Raw genomic sequence first — 26,423 nt, forward strand, 5'->3', positions numbered from 1 at the left:
GCTGTTGCTAACAGCATCTTGTAACGTCCTGCTAGGTGGGCAAAAAAATTAAAAATTAAAAATTAAATTCTAGGCGCAATTGGAAAACTTTTTATGGCTATTATTCGAGAAACCATCAGAGCAATTTTTATAACTCTAATGCTTTGGTTGTTGACTGCAATCATCTATCCGCTGGTAATTCTTGTAGTGGGCCAAGTTTTTTTGCCCTATCAAGCTAATGGCAGCATCATGCGGAATCTAAATAATGAACAAATTGGTTCTGCTTTAATCGGTCAGGTGTTTACATCTGAGCGATATTTCCATTCTCGTCCTAGTACTGTTAGATATAGCCAAGGGAAAAAAGCCAAGCCAACTGGCATATCTGGAGCTAGTAATCTCGCTGCAAGCAATCCAGAACTACAGAAGCGGATTTTAGAAGAGGCAGATAAATTGCGAGAGGAAAATCTTCAACCGATAGCTGATATAATTTATACCTCTGGCTCTGGTTTAGATCCGCATATTTCCTTTAAAGCAGCACGGCAGCAATTGACGCGGGTTGCTGGTGCGCGGGGAGTAAAAGAAGAGGAGATCCTACGTTTAATTAACAAGTATACTGATGGCAGATTTTTATGGATTTTTGGCGAACCGGGAGTCAATGTTCTCCGATTGAATTATGCTCTTGATTTGCAAGATATTAATCGTCAGCAAAATCAGTAAATGGGCATGGGGCATGGGGCATGGGGCATTGGCAATGATGGTTTTCCCATGCAATAGGAGTGCTATAAATGTCAGATAATACTAATATTGGTTCGGCTGGGAATGCGCCTTTAAATTCTGCAAGTTACTCGCTTTATCCGGCACGACGGCGGGGTAAGCATAAAATCTTTATTGGTATGGCTCCTGGAGTAGGCAAAACCTACCGAATGCTGGAAGAGGGACACGCATTCAAACAGGAAGGAATTGATGTTGTCGTTGGGCTTTTGGAAACCCACGGACGCAAGGAGACGGCTGAGAAGGCAGAGGGACTGGAAATTGTACCCCGTAAGCAATATCCTCGCGGTGAATTGACACTGACGGATATGGATACAGATGCTATTTTAAAGCGATCGCCCCAATTAGTTTTAATCGATGAACTTGCCCATACCAATGTCCCTGGTTCTCTACGCGAAAAGCGCTACGAAGATGTAGAAGTAGTTTTGGCAGCCGGGATTGATGTCTACTCCACAATGAATGTGCAACATTTGGAAAGTCTCAACGATCTAGTAGCCAGAATTACAGGTGTGGTAGTCCGGGAGCGGGTTCCTGACAGAATTATGGATGAAGCAGATGAAATAGTGGTAGTAGATGTCACACCGGAAACGCTGCAAGAACGGTTATTAGAAGGCAAGATTTACGCACAGCAAAAAATCCAACAATCCCTCGATAATTTTTTCCAACGCCGTAACCTGATTGCTTTGCGAGAGTTGGCTTTGCGAGAAGTGGCAGACAACGTGGAAGGAAATGCGATCGCCTCTACTCCCAACGGACAATTTTGTAATATTCACGAGCGGGTTTTGGTGTGTGTATCTACTTATCCCAACTCAGTGCAGCTGTTACGCCGGGGTGCGAGACTAGCTAACTACATGAACGCGCCGCTTTATACCTTGTTCGTTGCCGATCCAGAACGCTTCCTCACCAAAGAGGAAAGCTTGCATATTCACACTTGTGAGAAACTTTGTAAAGAATTTGAAGGTACTTTTCTTCGTGTTACCAACAGTAATATAGCTAATGCGATCGCCCAAGTCGCTGAGAAACATCGTATCACCCAAATTGTAATTGGAGAGAGTCAGCGATCGCGCTGGCAAATGCTCCTCAAAGGATCTTTGACGCAAAAATTGGTGCGCTTGCTCAAAAACATCGATTTGCATATTATTGCCAGCGAAAAAATGGTTTCATCCAAATAGGGCATGGGGCAGGAGGAAAGAAGTGATATCATGTCCTGCTAATTAGTTATAATTCCCTTTCTCTATGCAGAAAGCCCAAAAACCCATCCCCTCTGCCCCTCTGCCCCTGGAGCGGTCTTAATGATAAGTCTTTAACGGGACATGATATGAAACTCTTTGTGTCTGATGCATGAGTCCTGCACTTTGTACCTCATCTACTTGAAAACAGCTGTATTACACTATTCCACTATTTCTGACCTTGGTTCTCTCAGTACCAACTCAGGCATCAAATTAGGCGAAAATAGTTGTTCCTCATTTTTGGGTGTTTCAGTTTGCTCATCAGCAGCAGGTAGCCATTTGATAAATGGTAGGGGTAACAGCGTGCTGAGGTTAGTAATTACCACTAAGAGCCAAAGTGACTCAAAGTTTGTTGCGGTGATCCCCAGCCAATACGTGATTAATGCCCCGAATGCATGGGAAACCGTTCCGGCTGAATTATAAATTGACATTAACAAGGCAAATAATGTCGCTTCCACACCAGAAGGACAAAGCCTTGCTGCTAGCACCATCACTTGCATAAAGGCAATTTTCCCCATCACAGTCAGAATCAGGCTATCACCCAAACTAAACCAGTGGTCATCTATACCCAATAGCCTGTTTGTGTGAGTCACCAACAACAGCATCGTCATCCCCAAAATTGACGAAAGGACAGTACTCCAAGCAAAAATCACGCGAAAAGGGATGTTTTTGAGGAAACGTTGAAAAATCCAAACACCTGCTAAAGAAGCGAAACTTGTTACCAAATGCACCCGCCCCAAAAATTCTGGTTCAAAGTGGAGTTCGTTGGTAGAGAAGTAGAAAAAGGCTGAGTCAGCATTTGGAGTAGCTTGCCAGATAAAGATAAATGCCGTTGGTAGCCAAATTGTTTTTTGGCTAATGGCTTGGCGTAGCTGCCCCAGTTGATGTTTGATTGGTAAAGAGTTGGTCTGATTACTATCTTCAGCATCTTTGCTAACGGGGGACTCAGCAATTAACCAAGCCACCCCTGAAACGATCAGAGGAAATAAAGCGGTAATCCCAAAGACGGTACGGGTAGTAAAATATTGGAGCAGCAGACCGCTAAAGTAGGCTGTTATTAAACCTCCGATCGCAGAAGCACCCCAGCACAGAGATTGTAGTGAACCGGCTTTTGCTTGCGATTCGCCTCTGGCTCGTTCTACAACCAGCGAGTCAACTATGACATCACTCATGGCGACGGAGAGAGAACCAAGAGCGATCGCTAATGTAGCTGCCCAGCTAGTATGAACTATTGTAGCCAGACTCATCCAAGAAGCAGTTCCCAGTATCCCGGATAAAATCAAGTAAGGACGGCGACGATAGCCAAATATAGGCAAGCCATCAGAGATAAAACCAAACACCGGCTTGATCATCCAAGGTAGGAAGACAATTCCCAATAGCGCCGATACCTGAACTGGACTCAGTAGTAGTTCATCTTTGAGAAAAAAGCTAACGGCTAGACGCGATAGCCCTAAAATTCCTTGGACAAAGTAAACGGTGAGAATTGCAATTAACTCCGCATTCGGTTCATTACCCAAAAAGAGTTTTTGTGTTATTGAGTCTTTGACCTTGGACAAGCCAGATGATTGATCTACCATTCGATAAATATTTTTTAAATTTTGTTTACTTTTCTATCATATCGATTCTTAGGAGATGAGTTTTTTCTCACCTTTTTCCTTTTGTTTCTTCTTTGAGTACTATTTAAGGCTTTCCTAACAACTTTTCTTTCTTCTAGCAAGATGTTCTCGTTTGTGAACGGCTATTCGTCTTTGAATTTGGTACATCAAAAACAGTTCTATCTACTGCGATGATTTACCCCTGTAAGTTGTCTCAAAAGACACACATAAACTGACGTTACTGATTTGGGAACAATAAATTCAGAAATCACCACGGTCTAGCAGTATGGTCAGCAGCATGGTCAGTATTCCCGGATACGACATAACTAAAGAAATCTACAATGGTTCCAGAACTCTAGTTTATCGGGGGTATCGAGAACTGACTCATTACCTGTAGTGATTAAACTGCTAAAAAATTCATATCCCAGTTTCAGCGATCTGTTGCAGTTTCGCAATCAGTACACAATTGCCAAAAATCTTAACTCATCTGCGATCGTCCAAACCTACAGTCTGGAGGCGTATCAAAATGGTTATGCGTTGGTAATGGAAGATTTTGGTGGGATTTCTCTCAAAGATTATTTTGCTTCTTACCAGACGCTAGATATCGAGTCTTTACAAGAGTTTTTACAAATAGCGATCGCTCTGTGTGATGCATTAGATATTCTAATTCATCATCGGATCATTCACAAAGATATTAAACCCGCCAATATTTTAATTAATCCAGAAACTAAAGAAGTTAAGTTAATTGACTTTAGTATTGCATCTCTGCTGCCACGGTAAACTCAAATCCTGATGCGTCCTAATGTATTAGAAGGGACACTCGGCTATTTGTCTCCAGAGCAAACTGGACGAATGAATCGGGGGATTGATTACCGTACTAATTTTTATTCTATGGGTGTAACTTCTTACGAATTGCTAACAGGGTAATTACCGTTTCAATCGCAAGATACGATGGAATTGGTACATTGTCATATTGCCAAACTTCCACCATCCCTTCGGGAAGTTAAAAGTTAAAAGTGAAGAGATTCCGCAAGTGTTGTCAGACATCGTGATGAAACTGATGGCGAAAAATGCTGAAGACCGATATCAGAGCACATTTGGACTAAAATATGATTTAGAAAATTGTTTGGCTAAACTGAAGTCAACAGGGAAAATTGCAAGTTTCCCAATTGCTCAACGGGATGTGTGCGACGCCGAATAGCCCGTCGTTATCACGCCGGATGAATAGCCAATTTATTTTTAATTCTTGAGCAGTGTTTGTGAAGAAGAACTTAGGTACCAGGAAAATTAGGTTGCTGATAGCGATCGCACTCGAAAAAATATTAAATGATAACTTTTCTTGAGTAATATCTGGTGATTCTTCTAAATTTATCTAAACGACGTTAATTTGCTGTGTAATATCGTTATCCTGAGATAAAGATTCAACAGGGTTTTTCAGAGTTTTATCAGCCATACTTACCTCTAAAATTGGATAGAATTAGAACTTACGCATTGTCAGAAAGTTGATATTATGCAGCCAAGCCCAACTTCTGTGATAGGTGTTCTAAAATTTTGAACAGCCAAAATTACCCCTGGACGTAGTAAATTTCACTGAGGGACAGGTAATATCCGATGCTGGGTTAGGCTTAATTGCGGAACTAGACCGAAAATTGCAAATAACATATGAGGTTCAAATTGCATTCTTTTTTCAAATTGGCATGATCAAAGAAATCGATTATTTAATACGCCTTCATTCCCTGGCGACTGTTATTTTTAAGAAAAATCTATTTTTGTTCAAAATCTACTAATATAGTCCAGTTTCAGATCCACCGTCCTCAGTATTTTCCATGCGATGGCTAGGACGGGCTATTCGGCGTCGCTACGAGGGTATGTTTGGTGGAGATAGTTATCCCTAAGTAGCTCTTGATAACGTGCCAATGCTCCAGTGCGATCGCTTTCAACTCCTGTAACTCTTCGTCAGAACCTCGCAGCATAACCTCAGATTTAAAAAACTCTTACAGCTTGCTTGTCTACTAGGGGGGACGACACATTACACGAACAAATCAAACAACCGTTTAGCTGCTGTTTAGCTGCTGTTTGGCTGCTGCATTTTGATTATTAGTGGCTATCAAGACATGAAGAATACATAAAGATAAGTACTGACCTTATACTGATCGGCAAAGAATATGAAGAGTATGCAAAGATATGTCTTTAAGTGTGGACATCTCAGTAAATATTCAGATATGGTTATCAAAGTGTTATTTAGATGTTCCCTATTTTTAAGCTACACACCCACGGGCAATAGCCCACAACAACTGCATAAAAATTCTTTCCCTATCGGAAGTGAATTATTCTCTATATTTACGACAGTAGGGCTTACGCTTTGATAAAAAATATGAAGTGTGGGTTTTAGGCATTCAAGCTTGATTTTTCGACACTTTGTCAGTGATGCCTGGATTGATCTGCGGATCAAGAATGATAAAAAAAGTGTGAAACCATCTGTTTTCCTAAATACACACTCATAAATATGTACAATGCTTAAGACTTAGATAGTCATAACTAGCATTATTAACGGGTACACAAATAACGAATGAAAAAGGAAATAGGGAATAACTAAAGAATTTAACTTTGAACCTCCTGCCTCCTGCCTTTTTCAAGTCAGTTAGATAAGTCCTACTTACAAGCTTATCAATAGGGTAAATCTTCGAGAAAATTGCTAGCCCTCAAGGGTTACATAAAAGTATGTCGAAAGCGTTAACTCTCGACGATTTCTGTATGTCCTTAAACAACATTAACAACAAGTTAATAGCTGAAGTTACTCAAAAAATCGATTCAGGAAGATAAAAGTTATGGTGAATATCATTGGAACCAACGGTAAGGATACTCTACTGGGTAGTCAAGGCGCAGATACAATTAATGCTAAAGTAGGTGATGATATCATTGATGGCAAAAATGGCAACGACCTTTTAAGCGGTGATGCCGGAAATGATACCCTCATTGGTGGTGCAGGGAATGATACTCTCCTTGGTGATACGGATAACGACTCCCTCCGTGGTGGTACGGGTAATGACTCCCTCCGTGGTGGTACTGGTAGTAACCTGCTGCGGGGTGATGAGGGAAATGATACCCTTGATGCTTCCTATTCTTCTGGAAATAACATCCTTAGTGGAGATGCAGGGGATGACTACCTTGATATTAGCTATTCTGCTGGCAACAATACGGTTTCAGGCAAAGACGGCGATGATTCCTTTTACGCCAATGAAGTCCAGGGTAGAAACACTCTAAATGGAGGCGCTGGTAATGACACCTTCTATTTGTCCGCCTCAAAAACTGCCCCTTCTTCCTTAACGACTCAAAGCGTAAATGGAGAGATTGGTGAAGATTACTTGTCTGTATATTACACCAGTGCTACTAAAGGAATCACTTCGAGTTTCGATGCTGCTACTAATACTGGCTCAATTAGGGCTGGCACAAATCAGATTAACTACAACAATATCGAACAATTAGAAATTAGAGGTACAACCTACGCTGACTTTATTGTCGGGAGCAATGGCAACGATTTACTCTTCGGAGGCAGTAGTGGCAATGATTTAAATTATGGCAATGATACGATTTTTGGCGGTGAAGGTAACGATGACTTGAATGTTGATTATTCAACAAGCGATAACATCCTTAACGGTGGTGTTGGTAACGATCAATTCAGTGCTAACTCTTCAACAGGCGATAACATCCTCAATGGAGAAGATGGCAATGATAATCTCTCTGCGTCTAAAACGGACGGCAATAACACCCTCAACGGTGGTGCTGGTGACGATGAATTGAGTGTTAACTATTCAACAGGCGATAACATCCTGAATGGAGGAGAAGGCAATGATTCTCTTAGTGCCTCTGGCGACTATGACTATTCCGCCTCTTTTACCTCCGGCAATAACACTCTCAATGGTGGTGCTGGTGACGATGAATTGAGTGTTAACTATTCAACGGGCGATAACATCCTCAATGGAGAAGATGGCAATGATTCTTTCTTTGCCTCTGGCTACTACGACGACAAAAAAGCCCAGGGCACGTTTGGTAATAACGTTTTCAATGGAGGGAATGGTAATGATTCCTTCTCTTTCGTTTTATATACTTCCCCACCTTCCTTAGCGACTCAAACAGTAGATGGGGGGACAGGTGACGATTTGTTGAGCGTTTCGTATACCTATCCTAGTGGGGGAATCACAACAACATTCAATGCTGCTACTAACACTGGCTCGATTAGGGCGGGCACGGATCTGATTAACTACAAGAATATCGAAGGATTACATATCTCAGGTACAGTCTACAATGACTTGATTGTGGGAAGTAATGACAACGATACTGTTTCGCTGTACGGGATTAGTAGTGGCAATGATACTATCGATGGGGGAAAAGGTGATGATTTATTGGAAGCCTATTATTACAGTAATTCTAGCGGGGGTGAGGGAATCACTTCAACATTCAATGCTGTTACTAACACTGGTTCGATTACATCAGGCACGAATCAGGTTAGCTACAAGAATATTGAACGATTAAATATCTCAGGTACAGCCTACAATGACTTAATTGTGGGGGGCAATGGCAACGATACACTCACCGGAGGCGATCGCGGCAAAGATACAATAGATGGAGGCAAAGGTGACGATTTGTTGTCCTTCTATAACTATTCTATCGGCCAGGGAATCACAACGACATTCAATGCTGCTACTAACACTGGTTCGATTACAGCAGGTCTAAATCAAGTTAGCTACAAGAATATCGAACAATTAAATATCTCAGGTACAAATTACGATGATTTGATTGTAGGGAGCAATGGCAACGATACGTTCGCTGGGGGACGTGGAAATAACACGATTCTCGGCGGTACAGGTAAGGATTACTTGAGTGCTGACTATTCAAATGGTAATAATTCGCTCTCTGGTGGTGATGATAATGATTCTCTTAACGTCTCTGGCTCCTACGATGACTACCGAGGCAATTTCTCTCTCGATGCTATCTCTGGTAAAAACACCCTCAATGGTGGCGCTGGTGATGATAACTTAGTTACTAACTACTCATCAGGCAATAACCTACTGAATGGGGACGATGGCAATGATACTCTGACAGCTGCTGGTTCAGCCTCCTTATATTCCTCATACGGAGCTTATACTGTCTCTGGGAATAACACGCTCAATGGTGGTGCTAATGACGATCGCTTGATTGTTGACTATTCATCAGGCAATAATCTACTAGATGGAGGCGATGGTAATGATACTCTCACAGCCTCTGGTGCCTCTGGTAAAAACACCTTCAAAGGTGGCAAAGGTAATGATAACCTCTATGGAGGAGCTGGTACTGATACCTTTGTTTTCAATAGTTTCAATGAAGGCGTTGATAATATTTATAACTTCAATGCGACTAATGAACTGATTCAGGTATCGGCTGCTGGTTTTGGTGGCGCGTTATCACCAGGTTTACCCTCAGCTAGCTCTTTTACCCTTGGAACATCTGCAACAAAGATCGATCAGCGATTTATCTATAACAATACTACAGGTGCGCTATATTTTGACCAAGATGGTAGTGCGGGTGGATTTACTCAGGTACAATTTGCACAACTATCTGGTGGAGTGTCATTAAGTCAAAATAACGTTCTAGTTGTTTAATCCTCAACCCCACAGTCAAATGAAATCTTCAAAATGCGAGGTGCTTAATATAGCACCTCGCATTCGATTCATTAATGGAATTATTAAACCACGCAGTAGAATAATTACTCCAATCAGCGCAAATGGCGAGGCGATGTGCTACCGCCCAGCTTTGCTAACACGCTCCGTTCCCCACAAAGAGCAAGCAGTTACCCATCTCTTTTAAGAGCGATCGCTTGTAAATAGTCGGACAGAATTAATTACACAACGTCATTGCGAATGGAGCGTTGGCGGTAGCGTCTCGAAGAGAAGCGGAGAAGCAATCGCAAGGGCTGGGATTGCAACTCTTGGAGACGCTCTGCGAAGGCTTCGCTCGCAATGACTGTAAATGTTTTTGTCCGTATCTACCAGTGATGAAACCAAATTGGAAAGACCCTTTTTGGACAAACCCAGATGATCCACACATCTCAACTGCTGCTAAGACATTAATTGAAGGTTCAACGCGCCCATTTTATATTGTCCAAAACCCAGCTTATAGCTTGGTTTTGAAAGATAATGTCTGGGGTAAGGCGATCAATCGAATTGTTGTAGATAAAATTTCTTCAGAGCAAGCAGCTGATGAAGCGATCGCTCGGATTAAGCAAATTTTTGACCAATGGCAGTAAGCTTTTACAAAGATGACATTTAAAACAAAAGCTAGTCAAATTGCTAAAGGCTCTCAGAATCGGGCACAATATCACCATTATTGCAGATATGTGTTGATCGTATTGACACTCAGTTTGATAATTATTGCTTGTACTAACACCTCTCAATTAAAACAATCTTCAGTCACGCATTCGCCTACTGACAACACAGTTTTAAAGATTTGGTGGGATAAAGGTTTTACTGTCGATGAGGATGAAGCAATCCAGCAGTTGGTGAGCAACTGGGAAAAACAAACTGGTAATCAAGTCAAGCTTTCCTTCTATATCGGCGATGAGTTACCGCAGAAAGCGCGTAGGGCCATTCACGCGGGTAATCCACCCGATATCATGATGAGTTACGGCGCTGAAAGAGCGTTGAATCCGCATTTGGCTTGGGAAGGTAAGCTGGCGGATGTAACGGCTGTAATTGAGCCAGTCAAAAATCTTTATCCTGAATATGCCCTGCAAGCTGTTAATTATTATAATAATGCTGCAAAAAAACGAAGCTACTATGCAGTTCCAATCAATCAGGCAACGGTTCATATTTTCTACTGGCGAGACTTGCTAGAGCAAATAGGTCGCAGCGAAAGGGATATCCCCAAAGATTGGGATGGTTTTTGGGAGTTTTGGAAACAAGTACAAAACGATGCGCGGGCAAAACAGCAAAAACAGCATATTTATGGGTTAGGTTTTCCTTTTTCTACTGGAGCTTCAGATACCTACATCTTTTTTGAGCATATTTTAGAAGCATACGATGTGCAAATTCTCGACTCAGAAGGTAAACTCCTGATCGATGATCCAAAGGTCAGACAAAAAATTGTCCAGGCATTAGATTGGTATACCAAATTTTACCAACAAGGTTATGTGCCACCAGATGCACTTAATTGGTTAAATCCAGATAATAATCGCAGCTTGCTCAACCGTGTGGTGATGATGACTCCTAACAACACCCTCTCAATTCCTTGCTCTGTGCGCCAAGATCCCGACACCTATCGTCATAAGCTTGGCATCTTAAAATTTCCCAACAAACCCAACAGCAAGCCAATGCGTTATCTACTCACACTTCGGCAAGCAGTTTTGTTCGCCGATTCCCAGCAACAGAAAAAAGCTTTGGATTTTCTTGCATATCTCACCCAATCACAGGTGATAGGTAAGTATTTGAAAGCTGCTGGAGGCTGTAATTTACCTGTCATCAAGACACTTTGGCAAGACCCATTTTGGAAAAACCCAGCTGACCCACACGTTTCAACTGCGGTCAAGACGGTGACGGAAGGTTTAACGCGGTTGTTTTATTATGTCCAAAACCCGGCATACAGCGTAGTGTTAGAGGAGAATATCTGGGGAAAAGCTCTTAATCGAATAATTGTAGATAAAATTTCTTCAGAGCAAGCAACTGATGAGGCAATTAAGCAGATCAAACAAATTTTTGCTCAATGGTAATCAATAATTATCTATATTAACTAAAGGAATAACTTATCTGCATGAATAAGAAAAAAGATAAATATCTTTAGAATAAGAAACAACTTGTAAATATATGAAGTTATGGAATCAGCACCTAACTATTAAAGTTGCCAGTTCCTTCTTATTCCTATCCTTGGTAACTGTAGGTGTAGTAGGAGGATTTGCTTTTCTTAATGCGAGGGAAGCTTTGAAGCAAGCTGCTTTTGAACGACTCAGTGCTGCTGCCACCTTGAAAGAGGAAGAAATTACCCGTTGGTTTGAAGACCAAGAACGAGATTTTCTCCTAGTAACTCAGTTTCCAGACGTACAAAATAATTTTCAAATCCTTTTAAATTCCAAAGCCGCCGATGCAAATTATCGTCAAGCTTACAAAGTTCTCTCAGATTACCTCGCAAAAATGGCGAAAACCAAGCCAAGTCTTGGAGAAATTTCCATTCTTGACCGGAGCAATCGGATTATTTTATCTACTAACAAACAGCGTGAAGGTCAATATGAAATTTCAGCTAACATCACCTATATTGAACAGATTCAGCCAGGAGACTCTTTTGCCCCCATCTTCTATGCCTCACCTATTACTGGTAAGCCATCAGTTACTTTTGCAACGCCTATACGTGATGCAGCCAAGGTACGTCAAGGTGTTCTTTTAGCCGATCTAAATTTAGACAGAATAGATCAGATTGTGCGGGAACGTACAGGCTTAGGTAAGAGTGGCGAAACTTATTTAGTTGGTTCTTTAGTAACTAAAAACGCTTTTATTTCTAAAGATAAAGATAAAACACCAGACTTTTCTCAAGGAGTTAGCAGCCAAGGTATTGATGCAGCAATGAGTGGAATTAGCGGTCAAGGGCTTTATCCAAACTATGCCGGAGTGTTAGTAATTGGGGTATATCACTGGCTCAATGACCAAGACCTTGCCTTAATGGTGGAAATGAACCAGGAAGAAGCCTTTGCGCCGGCTCGTCGATTAGCAGGGACGATGATGCTAGTGGGATTCTTATCAATGGGATTTCTATTGATTGGAGTGTCTTGGCTAACGCGACAGTTAAAAATCTCTGGCGAACAGTTAGAGAATTACAGCCATAGATTGGAAGTAAAAGCCAAAGAAGCCGAAACTGCCAACCGTGCTAAAAGCGAATTTCTTGCAAACATGAGTCACGAACTTCGCACTCCTCTTAACAGCATCCTCGGCTTTACTCAGCTAATGACCCGCGATTCTTCTCTCAATGCTTCTCAGTTGGAACATTTAGAAATTATCAGTCGTAGTGGAGAACATTTGCTTACCTTGATTAATGATGTGTTGTCAATGTCCAAAATTGAGGCGGGTTTAACGACACTGAACAACAATAGCTTTGACTTGTACACTCTACTTGATTCACTTGAAGAGATGTTTCAAATTAAAGCGGAATCCAAAGGTTTACAGTTGATGTTTGAACGTAGACTTGAAGTTCCTAGATATGTGCATACAGATGAAAGCAAATTGCGTCAAATCTTGATTAATCTTCTTGGTAATGCTATCAAATTTACTCAAGAAGGTGGTGTTAGTTTGCGAGTTAGGATCAAGGAAGAAAGTAAACTACAGCAACAAGAAGGGGCACAAGTAAGAAAAAACTCCTATCCCTCATCCTTCTGGCTTTATTTTGAAGTCGAAGACACTGGCCCAGGGATTCCACCTGCTGAAATTGAAAAGTTATTTAAGCCCTTTGTTCAAACAGAAGCAGGTCAAAAATCTCAGCAAGGAACAGGTTTGGGTTTAACTATTAGCCAACAATTTGTGCATCTAATGGGGGGAAGTATTACTGTTAGCAGTACTTTGGGCCAAGGAACGATTTTTTCTTTTGATCTCCAAATTAGTCTAGCAGAAGTAGCTGAAGCTCCAATTCGACAGCTAAAACAACGAGTAATTGGTTTAGAGCCTAATCAACCAAAATACCGAATCTTAGTAGTTGAAGATAAATGGGAAAATCGCGAACTCCTAGTCAAGATGCTAGTATCCCTTGGATTCGAGGTTCGTCACGCTGAAAATGGTCAAGAAGGGGTGACTCTTTGGGAAACCTGGGAACCGCAACTGATTTGGATGGATATGCGGATGCCTGTAATGGATGGGTATGAAGCCACTAAACAAATTAGAGCTACTTTAAAGGGTCAAGCTACTGTCATTATTGCTCTAACTGCTAGTGCTTTTGACGAGGAACGCTTTGTAGTTTTATCGGCAGGCTGTAACGATTTTGTACGTAAGCCCTTCCGAGAAGAAGTAATCTTGAATATGATGTCTAAATATTTGGGGGTACGTTATGTATATGAAGAGAAACCCCTTCAAAAAGACGAATTTGCCGAAAATTCCGACCTTAAACTTTTATCATTAGAAGAGATGCTGGCTCAGATGCCCACTGAGTGGGTAGCACAGCTACACCAAGCGGCACTGTGTACTGATGAAAAGCTAATTTTTAGCTTGCTTGAGCAAATTCCTGAAGAATCTGCTCTTTTGACAAACACTCTGTCTGATTGGGTTAATAACTTTCGCATTGATAAAGTTATTGATTTAACACAACTGTAAGAAATGATTTTTGAATCAGAATTCAGAAGTCAGAACAAGAAAGTGGGGATTGAGACCTGCCACTAATTAAAGACCACTAAATCTTCGTGTAGCGAATGCACTAAAAGATTTGGTGGGGATCTTAAACCGATTCATTCACCAGTCTGACTCCAATTAAATTCTGTTAGCGGTAGCGGGGCGTTTAGCCCATTCTGATTTCTGACTCCTGAATTATTTTCTAATAAATTAGTTCTAATAAATATGGATAATCATCAAGTTCAGCTACCAAAAGCAAATATTCTTGTTGTTGATGATACACCCGACAATCTGCGACTTTTATCCGCTATGCTAACTCAGGTTGGGTATGAAATTCGCAGAGTTATTAACGGACAAACAGCTTTGAAAACAGCACAAGCTGCACCGCCTGATTTAATTTTGCTTGACATCATGATGCCAGAAATGAATGGCTATGAAGTTTGTCAACACTTGAAAGCCTCGGAGAAAACGCGTGACATTCCGGTGATTTTTATTAGCGCCTTGGATGAAGTTTTTGACAAAGTTAAAGCTTTTGCTGTCGGGGGAGTGGATTATATTACCAAACCTTTTAGTGAAGAAGAGGTTTTTGCCCGTGTAGAAAATAACTTGACTATCCGAAGGTTGCAAAAACAACTGACCGAGCAAAATATACTTTTGCAACAGGAAATTAGCGATCGCCAAAAAGCCGAGTCAGCCCTGCGCCTCAGTCAGTTTTATTTAGATAAATTTAAGGATTCTATCTTTTTTGTAAATTCGGATGCCCAGCTTGTTTACGTGAATGAAGCCGCCTGTCGTCATCTTGGCTACTCCCGTGCACAATTACTGACCATGACTGTTTACGATATAAATCCAAATTTTTCGATGGTTACTTGGCGATCGCACTGGCAAGAAGTTAGACAAAAAGCCTCTCTCACTTTTGAGTCTACTCAACGAACTCAAGATGGTCAGGACATAGCCGTGGAAATAACTGTCAATTATCTAGAGTTAAACGGACAGGAATACCATTGTGCTAGTGTCCGCGATATCACCTCCTATTAACACCATTTCAGCAAGCCACTAAAGTGTTTTGTATCAAAAGTTCTGTAAATGAATAGGTAGTCTGAGATTGCTGGAAGATACCTTTAGTCAAGACTTTTAATCTAAAACTGCTAACACAGGTGGGAAAAAAGATTTTTTCTGACGTTAGCGACATTTTTTACATAAATTAATAAAAGTTTGACGGAAAAATTCCTGACAAATTATGACTTTTTCATGCTGTTAAAAAGTGAGTGATTCACTTAAATTAAAGGTATGGTCAGCCCCTTCGGGGAAGTCAAAAGTCAAAAGTCAAAGTAAACTTCAATCCAAAAACTCAAGAAGGTCTAATAAGTAGAAGCAGAAGGGAAAACCCCAACAGTAACAGGTTCTTCTGATTTGCATTTTACATTTAATTATGTCCTCTTACTGAGTTGATTATGTGGATTGAATTCAGTCGGCGAACAAAAGAGTATTGCCCATTGCAACCATGCTGTTATCACCTCTGATATCTGACAGATAATGACAGCATCAAAAATCAAGCAAAGAGATGCTTGGCGACTGCATCAAGCCTGCAAAGTATACAGAAAAAAGAAACTTCAGGAAAGAAAATAAGATGCGAAAAAATAGTATAAACCAAGATTTTATCCCGCCTGAAGAAGCGATTCATGGCTGTATTCAGGTATCTCAGCAAGGAAATATGGATAGCATTGCTGTTAAAACTGATGATGTGAGCAACAACTCTTTGACTGTAGAAGATGTTACTACTGATTTAGATATTCAGAGTCATTCACTACCAGTAAACCAGAAAGTCAGGTATCTGTTGTTTAGCACCTCAGTTAAGGAGGATCTAAATGAACAGCTAACATCCTTAGTTGCCGAAGCTCGTAGACATTCACCTGGAAGCCGTCAACGTCAGAAGTTGCTCACGCAAATCATTCGTTTGACACAAGGTAAACTATGGAAGGAAAATACTCCCTACTATCAAGACGCACTGCAACAAACTTGGTTGTATTTCTGCCGCAACGTTTGTGATGGTCTGACAGGTCAAGCCTATGACTCCACTCAAGGTAGTGTAATTAATTGGTTAGATGCTTACTTAAAACGCAGACTACAAGACTTTTATCTCAACCAAAACCGGGAAAAAGCCACAACAGTCTCCTTTGGGGTTCGTCAGTCTAAGTCGGGTGAGATTGGTGAAACTATTGACCCAATAGATAATATACCAGCTACTCCCCAAGCGCCTCCCATTTTGGAAAACCTGGAGATATGGGTGAAGACAGACTCGGATATGGAACTACGTAGTACTCACATTAAAGGGCGTCCAGACGTAAATTGTCAGGCATTAATTCTCAAACGCTTACCCCCGGAAGTTAGCTGGAAAGAATTATCTGAAGACTTTGGGCTGTCAATTGCGACATTAAGCAGTTTCTATCAACGCCAGTGTCTACCACGCTTGCGGAAATATGCTGAAATAGAGGATTTATTCTAAACTAGACTTTCACTACAGGAAGGTGGCTGACAAAATTCCAGATCCTAGCAGTAAAGCAATATTTCAGCAGATAACTTAGAGAGGCAGTCTAGGAGAAATACCGATTTAGGTTTTACCTATTCATCGAAACATCTCTGAACAATTAGTGCTGAGTAAATAGTGCATAATTTCTAATAATTAAAAATTCTAGTCAACGATCATAGATGTAATTTTATTTGGGTTGCAGATACAATCCTTGTCCCACTCATCTGGACTTCAGATGCGGTAACTTTACAGGAGAGGACAAGTAAAAGCTATACTGCACTGGAATATAGTGTTTTAATACAGCACAAAAGCACATTCTGATACTTTACTAACCTACAATCGTCTGAAATAAAAAACCAATAATTAGACCAACTATTCCAGCAATCAAACCGGCACAAAAGAAGTAGAAAAACAATTCAAAACTTGCTTGAATATTTTGAGTATATCTGAAATAAAATATTGCCAAAATCGCTCCAAGCGTTCCTAAAATTACTGTTAGAATCGTTACGATTGCTATGACAGTTTGAGTTTTCATTTATATATGTATAGTATTATGAACCGTAAAAGTTTCTAGTTAAACACATAACATAAACAACTGGAATTCGACAAAAAATCCAAAAATACGCACGAATAGTATCTATAAACACGTATTTATCCAGAACGGATTATGAATAAAATCTGATGAAAATCAATCCTCCTAAAACTGCTCCCACAATAATGCCTATAATCCAGAAAATTGAAATCCAAAGAAGCCAGCTGAAGCCTTCAGAACTAATAAAGAAATCAGCTGAAAATCCTTCAGCTACCCTCGAACCAACTAAATGACCAATAAAACCACCAACTATTCCACCAAGCAATCCTCCCAAAAATGAGTATAATAATAACTTGAGATTTATTTGAATATTTTGGCTATACAGTAGATAAATTATTGTCCAGAGCAATCCTATGATTGCTGAGATTCCTACTTGTATTGTTGTAGAAGAAATTATCATTTTCATCCCACTACTTGCTTGAAGATTTTGGATATATCTGAAATAAAATATTGCCCAAATCGCTCCAAGGATTCCTAAAATTACTGTTGGAATCGTTACGATTGCTATAACACTTTGAGTTTCCATTTATATATGTATAGTATTATGAGCCGTAAAAGTCTCTAGTTAAACATATAACATAAAAGACCGGAATTCGACAAAAAATCCAAAAATACGCACGAATAGGATCTATAAATACGTACTTATCCAGAACGGATTATGAATAAAATCTGATGAAAATCAATCCTCCTAAAACTGCTCCCACAATAATGCCTATAATCCAGAAAATTGAAATCCAAACAAGCAAACTGGCGGTTTCAGAGCTAAAAATGAAATCACCTGGAAATTCCTTAGATACCGTCGAACCAACTAAATAACCAATAAAACCACCAACTATTCCACCAAGCAATCCTCCTAAAAATGAGTAGAAAAATAACTTGAGAGTTACTTGAATATTTTGGCTATACAGTAGATAAATTATTGCCCAAAGCAATCCTATGATTGCTGAGATTACTACTGGTACTATTATATAAAAAATTAATCCTTTCATCACTTTTTTCGCGGTCTTAGCTATGGGTAAACATATAAGGTTCAGACTTAATAGTAACATGACAAAAAATATCGCCAGAAAATGGGAGCATCCCAATGCAAGCAAAAAGACGGGAAAAAACCCAGATTATTCGCGAGTTTCTTCCTTTATTTTTGCTGGGATGCTCCCTTAAGGCTAAGGTGGGCTAACAAGCCTCTGAACACTTTTACTGAAGCTTTAGAGGTGTTTAGAACGGCTATGTCTGATCGATTTAAAGAAAGTTGAGACAAATACTCTTCACTTGTGATGGCAGTATCAGAAATTAGGTGAGAAAATTGACAAATAAACCGACAATAAGATGGATATTTAAAATATTTCAGTCTGTACATTTGCTCGTTCGTCATAAATGAATGGACAAGACAGATGAATAATTTAACAGAGGAATGCCAAAAAATCCTGCATTATTTAGGTCAGAGTTGTAGTCGATACTATCTGATAATTTGAACTGGATTATTTGACTAAAAAATGTGAAAATTTGAGATATTTTTTAATAAACAAGAATTTTGAGCGAAGATTATAATGGTCTTAGCTAGGATTAACTTGGTAAATTTTGGATGAATCAGTTGATTAATTGAAAGAATGAATATATTTTGAAATCCGGTAAAAATAAGTTACTGAATACCTGGAATTATTGCAACTAAAAGTGAAATTAATCCAGAAAAATTAGACTAAGAAAAAATCTTCTGGGGTTGACTTCTCAAAATTAATAGTAATATGAGTCACATCTGCGGAATGTGGGCTATTGCTCTTTGGGCATGAAAAAATAAGTACTACTAGCGTACTTTCTCTCAAAGAATCTTCTAATAATGTCCATCCCAAATCTGATACTTTGCTAACCTACAATCGTCTGAAATAAAAAACCAATAATTAGACCAACTATTCCAGCAATCAAACCGGCACAAAAGAAGTAGAAAAACAATTCAAAACTTGCTTGAATATTTTGAGTATATCTGAAATAAAATATTGCCCAAATCGCTCCAAGCGTTCCTAAAATTACTGTTGGAATCGTTACGATTGCTATAATACTTTGAGTTTTCATTTATATATGTATAGTATTATGAGCCGTAAAAGTTTCTAGTTAAACACATAACATAAAAGACCAGAATTCGACAAAAAATCAAAAAATACGCACGAATAGGATCTATAAACACGTATTTATTCAGAACGGATTATGAATAAAATCTGATGAAAATCAATCCTCCTAAAACTGCTCCCACAATAATGCCTATAATCCAGAAAATTGAAATCCAAAGAAGCCAGCTGAAGCCTTCAGAACTAATAAAGAAATCAGCTGAAAATCCTTCAGCTACCCTCGAACCAACTAAATGACCAATAAAACCACCAACTATTCCACCAAGCAATCCTCCCAAAAATGAGTAGAAAAATAACTTGAGAGTTACTTGAATATTTTGGCTATACAGTAGATAAATTATTGCCCAAAGCAATCCTATGATTGCTGAGATTACTACTGGTACTATTATATAAAAAATTAATCCTTTCATCACTTTTTTCGCGGTCTTAGCTATGGGTAAACATATAAGGTTCAGACTTAATAGTAACATGACAAAAAATATCGCCAGAAAATGGGAGCATCCCAATGCAAGCAAAAAGACGGGAAAAAACCCAGATTATTCGCGAGTTTCTTCCTTTATTTTTGCTGGGATGCTCCCTTAAGGCTAAGGTGGGCTAACAAGCCTCTGAACACTTTTACTGAAGCTTTAGAGGTGTTTAGAACGGCTATGTCTGATCGATTTTTCGATTGGTTAACTCTCAATCGTGACCTGTTTGCTTTCTATAAAGCCAGTTTGAGGTACATTTGGGCTTTATTTTTGTTTAAGTCCCGTTAACCAGATTCCTATATTGACTATTTATAAATCTGATGAAACTTTAAGTAATATCACTGATGGTAAACCTACACAGCAATAGGCATGATCATGTCTGTTGGCTTCAAGACGTAAATTGTAGAAAATACAATGAATAACGTTCGGATTTTATCAATTGATGGTGGTGGCATTCGCGGCATTATTCCTTTAAAAGTACTTTAATATATTAGACCTCTTGCAAAAATCCTTGAATTACCCCTCTCGAACCCTCCCCAACACATCGGGGAGGGGGCAATATTTCAAGTTTCCCCCCTTTATAAGGGGGGATAAAGGGGAGTCTATTCGACTTATGCAAGAGGTCTACTGAACGCCAGACAGATAAGCAGATTCACGAGCTACTTGATGTGATCGGCGGAACATCAACAGGGATAATTATTGCTTTGGGTTTGAACTCTAAAATACCAGGCACATAAAACTAGTAACATAAGTACAAAAAACTGTTTTTACAGTCTTGCTATGTTGGGATTTAGCTAGAAATTAACTACATTTATATCTTGTCAAGGAGTTAAATATGTCTAATAAATATTTACGCAAAGTAGTTGCTAAAACCACTGATAGTGTAAGTTCTGGTGGCAATATAACCGGTTTTCTAGATACCATTTCTATTAATGATTCCGGTCTAGTAGCTTTTATTGGTAAATTTGGCAGCATACAAGATTTGCTGGTGGGAGATGGCTCTAATCCAATTCGGAATCTTTCTAGTAATTTTAGTACTAATAGCAGTTTTGCTGCGGGAGTTGAAATTAATAACAACAACCAAGTAGTAGCAATTGATCGCGGCAATGGATTTTCGGCAATTCGTCTCTGGGATGCAAATAATCCTGGTTCTTTCAGCAAGAACCTTGGCACTGCTAGGTTTCCACCTGACAATGTTGATTTTGAAAATATTCTTTCGTTTCCTAGCCTCAATAATAAATCGCCAGTAGGTCAGGCAGTTTTCGCTGTAACTCCTAAAGGAGAATTCCCCAAGATTGCCCTAGCAACTTTGGCTAGTGATTCAGGTTTATTTGGAGGGAGAACATATAATCAAGCCATCTTAGCAAACAATAGTGGCGTTAGACCCGCAATCTCAGATAGTGGACTAATTGTCGCTAGAGACTTCAGTACCAAAATCATACTGCAAGATTATCAACTAAATATCACTGATGTTATTGCCAGTGATATTAAAGGCTTTACTTCGGTTGGACTTGCCCCTGGAATCAGTAACGATGGAAATGTAGTTGTCTTTTATGGCAATTATAGTGGAACAGGTGACGATCCCCTTCCAGGTTTGCAGCCTGGTGCAGGCAATGACAATCTCAATGCTGGAGCTGGCAATGACAGTCTCAATGGAGGAGCGGGGAATGACAGCCTGAGCGGTGGAACTGGAAACGATACCTACATTGTTGACAGCTTGGGTGACAGTATCATCGAAAATGCCAATGAGGGGACTGATGCTGTCCAGTCTTCTGTTGATTGGACTTTAGGAGAAAACCTAGAGTATTTGATGCTAATAGGTACTGATGCGATTAATGGCACGGGCAACGCTTTGAACAACAGGATCAGTGGCAATACTGTTAACAATACTCTCATTGGTGGCAATGGCAATGACAGTCTGAACGGGCAGGCAGGCAATGACAATCTTGATGCTGGAGCTGGCAATGACAGTCTCAATGGAGGAGCAGATAACGATACCCTCAACGGTGGGGATGGCAATGACTACTTGTATGGTGAAGCAGGGATATCCTCAACGGTGGTGCTGGCAATGATTATTTTGACCCAGGCACAGGTATCGATAATGTCGTGGGTGGTTTGGGCAATGACGATCTCTCTTTGAACCTGTCCTCAGCTATTGGCGATATCGTGGTGAACTACACCAACTCTAATGCAGGTACAGTCTCGAATGGCACAACATTTAGTGAGATTGAAAGCATCAATTTAACTACAGGTAGTGGTAACGACATAATTAATCTCAGTGCGGCTGTTGACAGCAATGTTCATGGTGGGTCAGGTCAGGACACTATTACTACGGGTGCTGGTAACGATTACCTGTATGGTGAAGCGGGTAATGACACCCTCAATAGTGGTGCTGGTAACGATTACCTTTATGGTGATATCGGCAATGATTATCTTGATGGCAATGCTGGCAGCGATCGGCTCTACGGTGAAGATGGCAACGATACCCTCAACGGTGGGGATGGCAATGACAGTCTCAATGGAGGAGCAGGTAACGATACCCTCAACGGTGGTGCTGGCAATGATTATTTTGACCCAGGCACAGGTATCGATAATGTCGTGGGTGGTTTGGGCAATGATGGCAATGACGTATTCACAGGAAGTACTGGTGCTGATATCTTTGTTCTCAACAGTCCTAACCAGGGTGTTGATAGAATTACGGACTTCTCAAGTGTTGATGATACACTTCATGTTTCTGCTGCGGGTTTTGGCGGTGGGTTGACTGCGGGTGCTTCTATTGTTGCAGAGCAAATCCTCATCGGTAGTAGTTCAGTTGCGGCGACTAGTGCTAGTCAGCGATTTATTTACAACACTTCTACTGGTGCACTGTTCTTTGATGCTGATGGTAATCAAACTGGGTCTAGTGCGGTGCAGATAGCAACGCTATCTAATAAACCTTTAATTGATGGAGGTGATATTTTCATCATCTAATTTAAAATTGCTATAACAATATTTCTAATTTCTTCTTATTTCTTCCCTGGTATTACAGGAGTATGCTTACCAGAAAAGAAAAATCAGAGTAAAAGTGAAAGGAATAAAGCTCGATATAGGGGAGGTTTAGCCTCCCCCAAACAACTAGCAAGGAGTGTGACTAGTTAATAAGGTGTAGTCGAGATAGCCTTGCCAGTAGTCGCCGGAGCTATCCTTTAGTCACATCTTTCTTAACAAAAGAGTATCAGTCTAGGAATGAGATAGAGCAGTAGTTTGAGTGAGAGAAGGCAAGGATTGAGAGAAGTGCGATCGCAGTAAAAGTAATAGAAGTTAACAATAATATTGAAGAGATTTAACGATAAATAGCGGAAAATGGAATTAAATAATAATTAAGTTACATAAATACAACGTTGTTTATATAAGGGAGAGTTAGGATTTTATCGTTGGGTTGGCTGGGGAATTATCGCTCATAATTTAACTATTATTAGCCGATTTGTTTGAAATTATTACTATCAATTAAATTTGAGGATGATTTTTAATTATCCTATCAAATTTAGCGGGATAATATAGTTAAAACTGGCTTGGTTAATAATCACTAGTTATATGTACCAACTAGTGATTATTAACAAATTTTTATATCTGATTTGTTCAGCAGTTTCGCACTCCTGACTAGTCTAAACTCCAGCACTCATGGTTGATGTAGTAATTGCTTTGAGGTCACTGAACAGTGCTTTTTATACTCGAAAGTCACCATCGCCAATCCTAAAACAACTATTAATGCCCAACCGAACGCGCCTAGAAAAAATAATCTTTGAAATCTAGCTGCTTTTTGCTCTTGAACTAGTCGAGCTTTAACTTCTTTAGTTCGTTCTGCTTCTAACCATGTCTCAACTTCTCGCCGATCGCATTCTTGGCTAGTTGCTAAAAACTGATAATCCAAATCGCTCAAGCTTTTGCCTTGCGACCAAGCTAGAGCTTCATGTAAAGCTGTCCCCCGTAATAGTCGGGAATTATCACAGCGATCTGAGGCTACCCAAGCGTTGAATGCTTGGGAGTAGGGTCGTAATTTTGCTAGTTGTTTTTCTACCCAAATTTGGTTAAAAACCTCTTCATAAATCCGGTTCTTTACTATCAGTTGCCCTTGCTGCTTGGTTACTAAACCCGACAACATCAGTTCTATTTGTTCTTCTCCATCATCACAAGCTATCTGAATTCCTTGTAAAATTTGCTGGTACAATCCCAGCAAACCTCCAGCACGTTGCTCATTTATCAGCAGGCGATCACGGATTGTTTTCAAATGCTCTGGATCGTCTTTTGCTTCCCATTTCTCAATAATATGGGTTTGCACTAGCTTTTCTAAAATTAGCAAGGGAAATTGGTAATAAAAATTTATCAGATGTTGATTAATAATCGGTAAATGGTTATCCAATTTATAACGCTCATCAACTTCTAGGCTTCTCTGCTCTTGAACATTTTTGCTTCCAGAATTTCTTTCTTGCACCACTATCTGACAGAGCTTTTGAGTCATAAATGGCTGACCATTTGTCCAAACCAAAATTTCTTTGAGAACTACCATCGGATTAGCTACTTTACTTTCTAAACCTGCGGCTAATGGCTGAACTTCCGATAAATTAAAACCGTGCAATTCAATAGATTTACCAATATTAAATGGGGTACAGTTGCGATCGGCAATCAAATCTGAAGGTGTTGCGACTCCGAAGAGTGCCCAAGTTAGGCGGTTATATTCTGGATTTTCGGCTCGTTGATTGTAGCATGAGCGAATTAGGGTAAAAAAATCGACGACAGGGAAATTTAAACCTAAAACACTATCAATTTCATCAATAAAAATAAATATTTTTTCAGCTTTTAGTTCAACTAATAAAATGTCTTCAACAAACTGGCTCAATCGCTGTAATGCAGGTAAATCTTCACGCTCCGACCACCAGGTTTTTATATTAACTTTGCTAAAGAGATTAAAGCTTCTTAATAAATCAACTACTATGCCCTTATACCATTGAGCAGGAGTAATATTGCCGTTGCCAATGCGAGTCATATCAATAGAAGCACAACTGTAGCCTGCTTGTTCTAATCTATGCCTTGTTTGTAACCGCAAGCTAGATTTACCCATTTGTCGGGAACTAAATACATAACAAAATTCACCTTGAATTAAAGCATTATAAAGTTCAAAGTCAGCCTGCCGTTCTACATAGCTAGGAGCATCAACTTTGAGACTACCGCCAATTTGATATTCGTACTTATTCATAGCATTTAGGTTAATTGCTCTTGGAAATATAGCTGATACAAATCACAGCTAGGCATTGCCTGATTTCCTTCAAGTTTTACCAAACCCATACTTTCTAATTTATAAGCAGCGATCGCTTCTAATTGCACACTTGTTGGAGAGGTAACTACCCGTTTGAGTGCGATCGCAAGTTCTGGATGTTCTTGGAGATTGGCTAAATGATGCCGTAAATAGTTGCTATAGATGCCAGCAATTGTGGGAGCTTCTTTTAATAGCTGCTCTAGGGTTACTGTTTGATGTCCCAGGTTATAAAGAGCCAGACGAGCTAAATAAGGATGACCACCAATCATTGCTAGTAGAGGAGCCAGCTTTTGCAATCCTTTCTCACCTTTAGCCCAATCGAGTCCATGACGCACTGCCAATTCTTGCATCTGCTCTAAACTAAATTCTGGTAACTTAATCGGTAGCCCCACATTGAAAGGAGATTGATTAATATCTAACGGGATATAAGCTTCAGTGGCATGAACTACTATTAGTCGGAGTTTTTGCCAGATTTCTAATTCGGAAGCATCTTCATACCAAGAACGCAGTAGTGGGAGAAAATCCCTAGAGATTTCTGGATACTCGAAAATTCGATTCACTTCATCCAAAGCTAAAACTACCGGAGCGTCGATTTTCTCCAGCAAATACTCCTGTAAATACAATGTGCAGCTAACTTTGCTGCCAATATCTTCATCCCAATAATCATCTAGTCTAATCTCTAGGTTCAACTGCCGACTGACGTTAGCGCAAAACCAGCGTAAGAATTTTTCCAAGCTAGTGAAAACTTGACTATCTGCCCTCTGTAAACCGATTTGTACGGTGTGTACCCCAGTCTGTTTGGCATGAGTAAGAATTCTGTGCATTAGGGACGTTTTTCCCATTTTGCTGGGGGCTTTGATTCTGATTAGGCTTCCAGGTTTATTGATTTCGGTATAGGTGCGTTCTTCAATTGGCGGACGCTCTATGTAAAAAAAGGAATTTAGGGGCACTGAGCCACCAGGATTTTCTAAGAAGTCGAGATTAAGGTCTGGGGTTATTCTCTCGTCTTGCTTTTTGATCGCCAAAGAAGACCCTGATATCGCATCTTTGGCTCTGCTTGTTGGCTGAGACTGTCTCAAGACTGCTGGCACAGGTTGTAGTTTTTCTGACAAAACGCTATTTTGCGTAGGTAAAGCCCGCTGGAGGCTTCGCCGTCTCAATACTGAGCGAAAATTACTTTTTGTCACCTCCTCCCCGAAAGCTTGTGAAAGTAGCTTCCATAACTTAGAACCAACATCTTTTATATAATTAGCATCGTAACCACAGCTTTCGGCGATATCTGGATAAGTTTGTCCTTCCCAAGCTTGACGAAATATTATTTCCTGAACATCACTTAAGCCATGTTCAAGAAACGTATCTAAAATTACTAGTGCTTCTTCTATATTCATTTGTAAAAAGCATAAAGTTTGTTTTAAATAAGACTTTAGCGGAATTTTTCATATTTTTTTCCTTATTTACTTAAATTTAAACAGTTAGCTTCATTAATGTGCAATCCACCTGCTGTGAGATTATCCCT

The 26,423-nt window shown here is 39.9% G+C and carries 19 protein-coding genes and 1 pseudogene; 11 read left to right on the plus strand and 9 right to left on the minus strand.

Annotated features, from left to right (window positions below; genetic code table 11):
- Nucleotides 1–93: 93 nt before the first annotated feature.
- Both kdpC and HWQ40_RS21350 read left to right on the plus strand, forming a co-directional pair.
- On the plus strand, nucleotides 94–696 hold the full coding sequence (gene kdpC, locus HWQ40_RS21345; RefSeq protein ID WP_292781468.1) for a K(+)-transporting ATPase subunit C: 603 nt from the start codon (nucleotides 94–96) through the stop codon (nucleotides 694–696).
- A gap of 68 nt (nucleotides 697–764) precedes the next feature.
- Nucleotides 765–1,922 carry a universal stress protein gene (locus HWQ40_RS21350; protein ID WP_292781471.1) on the plus strand — a complete coding sequence of 386 codons (1,158 nt, stop codon included), beginning with the start codon at nucleotides 765–767 and terminating at the stop codon, nucleotides 1,920–1,922.
- A 218-nt stretch (nucleotides 1,923–2,140) separates the two neighbouring features.
- On the opposite strand, the gene HWQ40_RS21355 is transcribed toward HWQ40_RS21350, so the two are convergent.
- Entirely contained in the window at nucleotides 2,141–3,556 is a 1,416-nt protein-coding gene (locus HWQ40_RS21355) for a folate/biopterin family MFS transporter (protein WP_292781474.1), read from the minus strand.
- A 304-nt stretch (nucleotides 3,557–3,860) separates the two neighbouring features.
- Between HWQ40_RS21355 and HWQ40_RS21360 the strand changes: the two are divergent.
- Nucleotides 3,861–4,766: pseudogene (locus HWQ40_RS21360) on the plus strand (serine/threonine-protein kinase); the annotation flags it as partial.
- A gap of 643 nt (nucleotides 4,767–5,409) precedes the next feature.
- On the opposite strand, the gene HWQ40_RS21365 reads toward HWQ40_RS21360, so the two are convergent.
- Nucleotides 5,410–5,547, minus strand: coding sequence for a hypothetical protein (locus tag HWQ40_RS21365; RefSeq protein WP_292781477.1), 138 nt, complete (start codon nucleotides 5,545–5,547; stop codon nucleotides 5,410–5,412).
- 855 nt (nucleotides 5,548–6,402) lie between these two features.
- Between HWQ40_RS21365 and HWQ40_RS21370 the strand changes: the two genes are divergently transcribed.
- The 6 genes from HWQ40_RS21370 to HWQ40_RS21395 all read left to right on the plus strand — a co-directional run bounded on the left by HWQ40_RS21370 (nucleotide 6,403) and on the right by HWQ40_RS21395 (nucleotide 16,411).
- Entirely contained in the window at nucleotides 6,403–9,213 is a 2,811-nt protein-coding gene (locus tag HWQ40_RS21370) for a calcium-binding protein (protein ID WP_292781480.1), read from the plus strand.
- A 392-nt stretch (nucleotides 9,214–9,605) separates the two neighbouring features.
- Entirely contained in the window at nucleotides 9,606–9,857 is a 252-nt protein-coding gene (locus HWQ40_RS21375; RefSeq protein WP_292781483.1) for a hypothetical protein, read from the plus strand.
- 12 nt (nucleotides 9,858–9,869) lie between these two features.
- Nucleotides 9,870–11,315, plus strand: a complete 1,446-nt coding sequence (locus tag HWQ40_RS21380; RefSeq protein ID WP_292781486.1) for an ABC transporter substrate-binding protein — start codon at nucleotides 9,870–9,872, stop codon at nucleotides 11,313–11,315.
- Between the two features lie 94 nt (nucleotides 11,316–11,409).
- Nucleotides 11,410–13,890 (plus strand): ATP-binding protein, encoded by a 2,481-nt coding sequence (locus tag HWQ40_RS21385; protein ID WP_292781488.1) that lies wholly within the window; start codon nucleotides 11,410–11,412, stop codon nucleotides 13,888–13,890.
- A gap of 240 nt (nucleotides 13,891–14,130) precedes the next feature.
- Entirely contained in the window at nucleotides 14,131–14,943 is an 813-nt protein-coding gene (locus HWQ40_RS21390; protein WP_292781491.1) for a response regulator, read from the plus strand.
- Between the two features lie 799 nt (nucleotides 14,944–15,742).
- Entirely contained in the window at nucleotides 15,743–16,411 is a 669-nt protein-coding gene (locus HWQ40_RS21395) for a sigma-70 family RNA polymerase sigma factor (protein ID WP_292781658.1), read from the plus strand.
- 352 nt (nucleotides 16,412–16,763) lie between these two features.
- On the opposite strand, the gene HWQ40_RS21400 is transcribed toward HWQ40_RS21395, so the two are convergent.
- The 5 genes from HWQ40_RS21400 to HWQ40_RS21420 form a co-directional block, all read right to left on the minus strand.
- Complete coding sequence (locus tag HWQ40_RS21400; RefSeq protein ID WP_292781494.1) at nucleotides 16,764–16,970, minus strand: hypothetical protein; 207 nt, start codon at nucleotides 16,968–16,970, stop codon at nucleotides 16,764–16,766.
- A 130-nt stretch (nucleotides 16,971–17,100) separates the two neighbouring features.
- Nucleotides 17,101–17,553 (minus strand): hypothetical protein, encoded by a 453-nt coding sequence (locus HWQ40_RS21405; RefSeq protein ID WP_292781497.1) that lies wholly within the window; start codon nucleotides 17,551–17,553, stop codon nucleotides 17,101–17,103.
- Between the two features lie 130 nt (nucleotides 17,554–17,683).
- A complete protein-coding gene (locus HWQ40_RS21410) occupies nucleotides 17,684–18,016 on the minus strand; it encodes a hypothetical protein (RefSeq protein WP_292781500.1) in 333 nt (110 codons plus the stop codon).
- Between the two features lie 871 nt (nucleotides 18,017–18,887).
- The gene (locus HWQ40_RS21415; RefSeq protein ID WP_292781504.1) at nucleotides 18,888–19,094 is read right to left on the minus strand and encodes a hypothetical protein; all 207 of its coding nucleotides are present in this window, start codon (nucleotides 19,092–19,094) and stop codon (nucleotides 18,888–18,890) included.
- A gap of 130 nt (nucleotides 19,095–19,224) precedes the next feature.
- Nucleotides 19,225–19,557 (minus strand): hypothetical protein, encoded by a 333-nt coding sequence (locus HWQ40_RS21420; RefSeq protein WP_292781507.1) that lies wholly within the window; start codon nucleotides 19,555–19,557, stop codon nucleotides 19,225–19,227.
- Nucleotides 19,558–20,449: 892 nt separating this feature from the next.
- On the opposite strand from HWQ40_RS21420, the gene HWQ40_RS21425 reads away from it, so the two are divergent.
- Both HWQ40_RS21425 and HWQ40_RS21430 read left to right on the plus strand, forming a co-directional pair.
- Nucleotides 20,450–21,754: a calcium-binding protein gene (locus tag HWQ40_RS21425; RefSeq protein WP_292781510.1), complete on the plus strand. Its 1,305-nt coding sequence runs from the start codon at nucleotides 20,450–20,452 to the stop codon at nucleotides 21,752–21,754.
- The gene (locus HWQ40_RS21430) at nucleotides 21,751–22,584 is read left to right on the plus strand and encodes a calcium-binding protein (RefSeq protein WP_292781513.1); all 834 of its coding nucleotides are present in this window, start codon (nucleotides 21,751–21,753) and stop codon (nucleotides 22,582–22,584) included. The genes HWQ40_RS21425 and HWQ40_RS21430 overlap by 4 nt, the downstream gene beginning before the upstream one ends.
- 688 nt (nucleotides 22,585–23,272) lie before the next feature.
- Here HWQ40_RS21430 and HWQ40_RS21435 read toward each other — a convergent pair.
- Together HWQ40_RS21435 and HWQ40_RS21440 are read right to left on the minus strand one after the other, a co-directional pair.
- Complete coding sequence (locus HWQ40_RS21435) at nucleotides 23,273–24,847, minus strand: AAA-like domain-containing protein (protein ID WP_292781516.1); 1,575 nt, start codon at nucleotides 24,845–24,847, stop codon at nucleotides 23,273–23,275.
- A gap of 5 nt (nucleotides 24,848–24,852) precedes the next feature.
- Nucleotides 24,853–26,295 (minus strand): AAA-like domain-containing protein, encoded by a 1,443-nt coding sequence (locus tag HWQ40_RS21440; protein ID WP_292781520.1) that lies wholly within the window; start codon nucleotides 26,293–26,295, stop codon nucleotides 24,853–24,855.
- Nucleotides 26,296–26,423: the final 128 nt, after the last annotated feature.

The organism is Nostoc sp. NMS9, assembly GCF_017114995.1.
Classification (GTDB): Bacteria; Cyanobacteriota; Cyanobacteriia; order Cyanobacteriales; family Nostocaceae; genus Nostoc.

Bases quoted from the DNA above. Each gene is read 5' to 3' on its own strand.
- kdpC (WP_292781468.1), top strand. From the start codon at position 94: ATGGCTATTATTCGAGAAACCATCAGAGCAATTTTTATAACTCTAATG.
- HWQ40_RS21350 (WP_292781471.1), top strand. From the start codon at position 765: ATGTCAGATAATACTAATATTGGTTCGGCTGGGAATGCGCCTTTAAAT.
- HWQ40_RS21355 (WP_292781474.1), bottom strand. From the start codon at position 3,556: ATGGTAGATCAATCATCTGGCTTGTCCAAGGTCAAAGACTCAATAACA.
- HWQ40_RS21365 (WP_292781477.1), bottom strand. From the start codon at position 5,547: ATGCTGCGAGGTTCTGACGAAGAGTTACAGGAGTTGAAAGCGATCGCA.
- HWQ40_RS21370 (WP_292781480.1), top strand. From the start codon at position 6,403: ATGGTGAATATCATTGGAACCAACGGTAAGGATACTCTACTGGGTAGT.
- HWQ40_RS21375 (WP_292781483.1), top strand. From the start codon at position 9,606: ATGAAACCAAATTGGAAAGACCCTTTTTGGACAAACCCAGATGATCCA.
- HWQ40_RS21380 (WP_292781486.1), top strand. From the start codon at position 9,870: ATGACATTTAAAACAAAAGCTAGTCAAATTGCTAAAGGCTCTCAGAAT.
- HWQ40_RS21385 (WP_292781488.1), top strand. From the start codon at position 11,410: ATGAAGTTATGGAATCAGCACCTAACTATTAAAGTTGCCAGTTCCTTC.
- HWQ40_RS21390 (WP_292781491.1), top strand. From the start codon at position 14,131: ATGGATAATCATCAAGTTCAGCTACCAAAAGCAAATATTCTTGTTGTT.
- HWQ40_RS21400 (WP_292781494.1), bottom strand. From the start codon at position 16,970: ATGAAAACTCAAACTGTCATAGCAATCGTAACGATTCTAACAGTAATT.
- HWQ40_RS21405 (WP_292781497.1), bottom strand. From the start codon at position 17,553: ATGGAAACTCAAAGTGTTATAGCAATCGTAACGATTCCAACAGTAATT.
- HWQ40_RS21410 (WP_292781500.1), bottom strand. From the start codon at position 18,016: ATGAAAGGATTAATTTTTTATATAATAGTACCAGTAGTAATCTCAGCA.
- HWQ40_RS21415 (WP_292781504.1), bottom strand. From the start codon at position 19,094: ATGAAAACTCAAAGTATTATAGCAATCGTAACGATTCCAACAGTAATT.
- HWQ40_RS21420 (WP_292781507.1), bottom strand. From the start codon at position 19,557: ATGAAAGGATTAATTTTTTATATAATAGTACCAGTAGTAATCTCAGCA.
- HWQ40_RS21425 (WP_292781510.1), top strand. From the start codon at position 20,450: ATGTCTAATAAATATTTACGCAAAGTAGTTGCTAAAACCACTGATAGT.
- HWQ40_RS21435 (WP_292781516.1), bottom strand. From the start codon at position 24,847: ATGAATAAGTACGAATATCAAATTGGCGGTAGTCTCAAAGTTGATGCT.
- HWQ40_RS21440 (WP_292781520.1), bottom strand. From the start codon at position 26,295: ATGAATATAGAAGAAGCACTAGTAATTTTAGATACGTTTCTTGAACAT.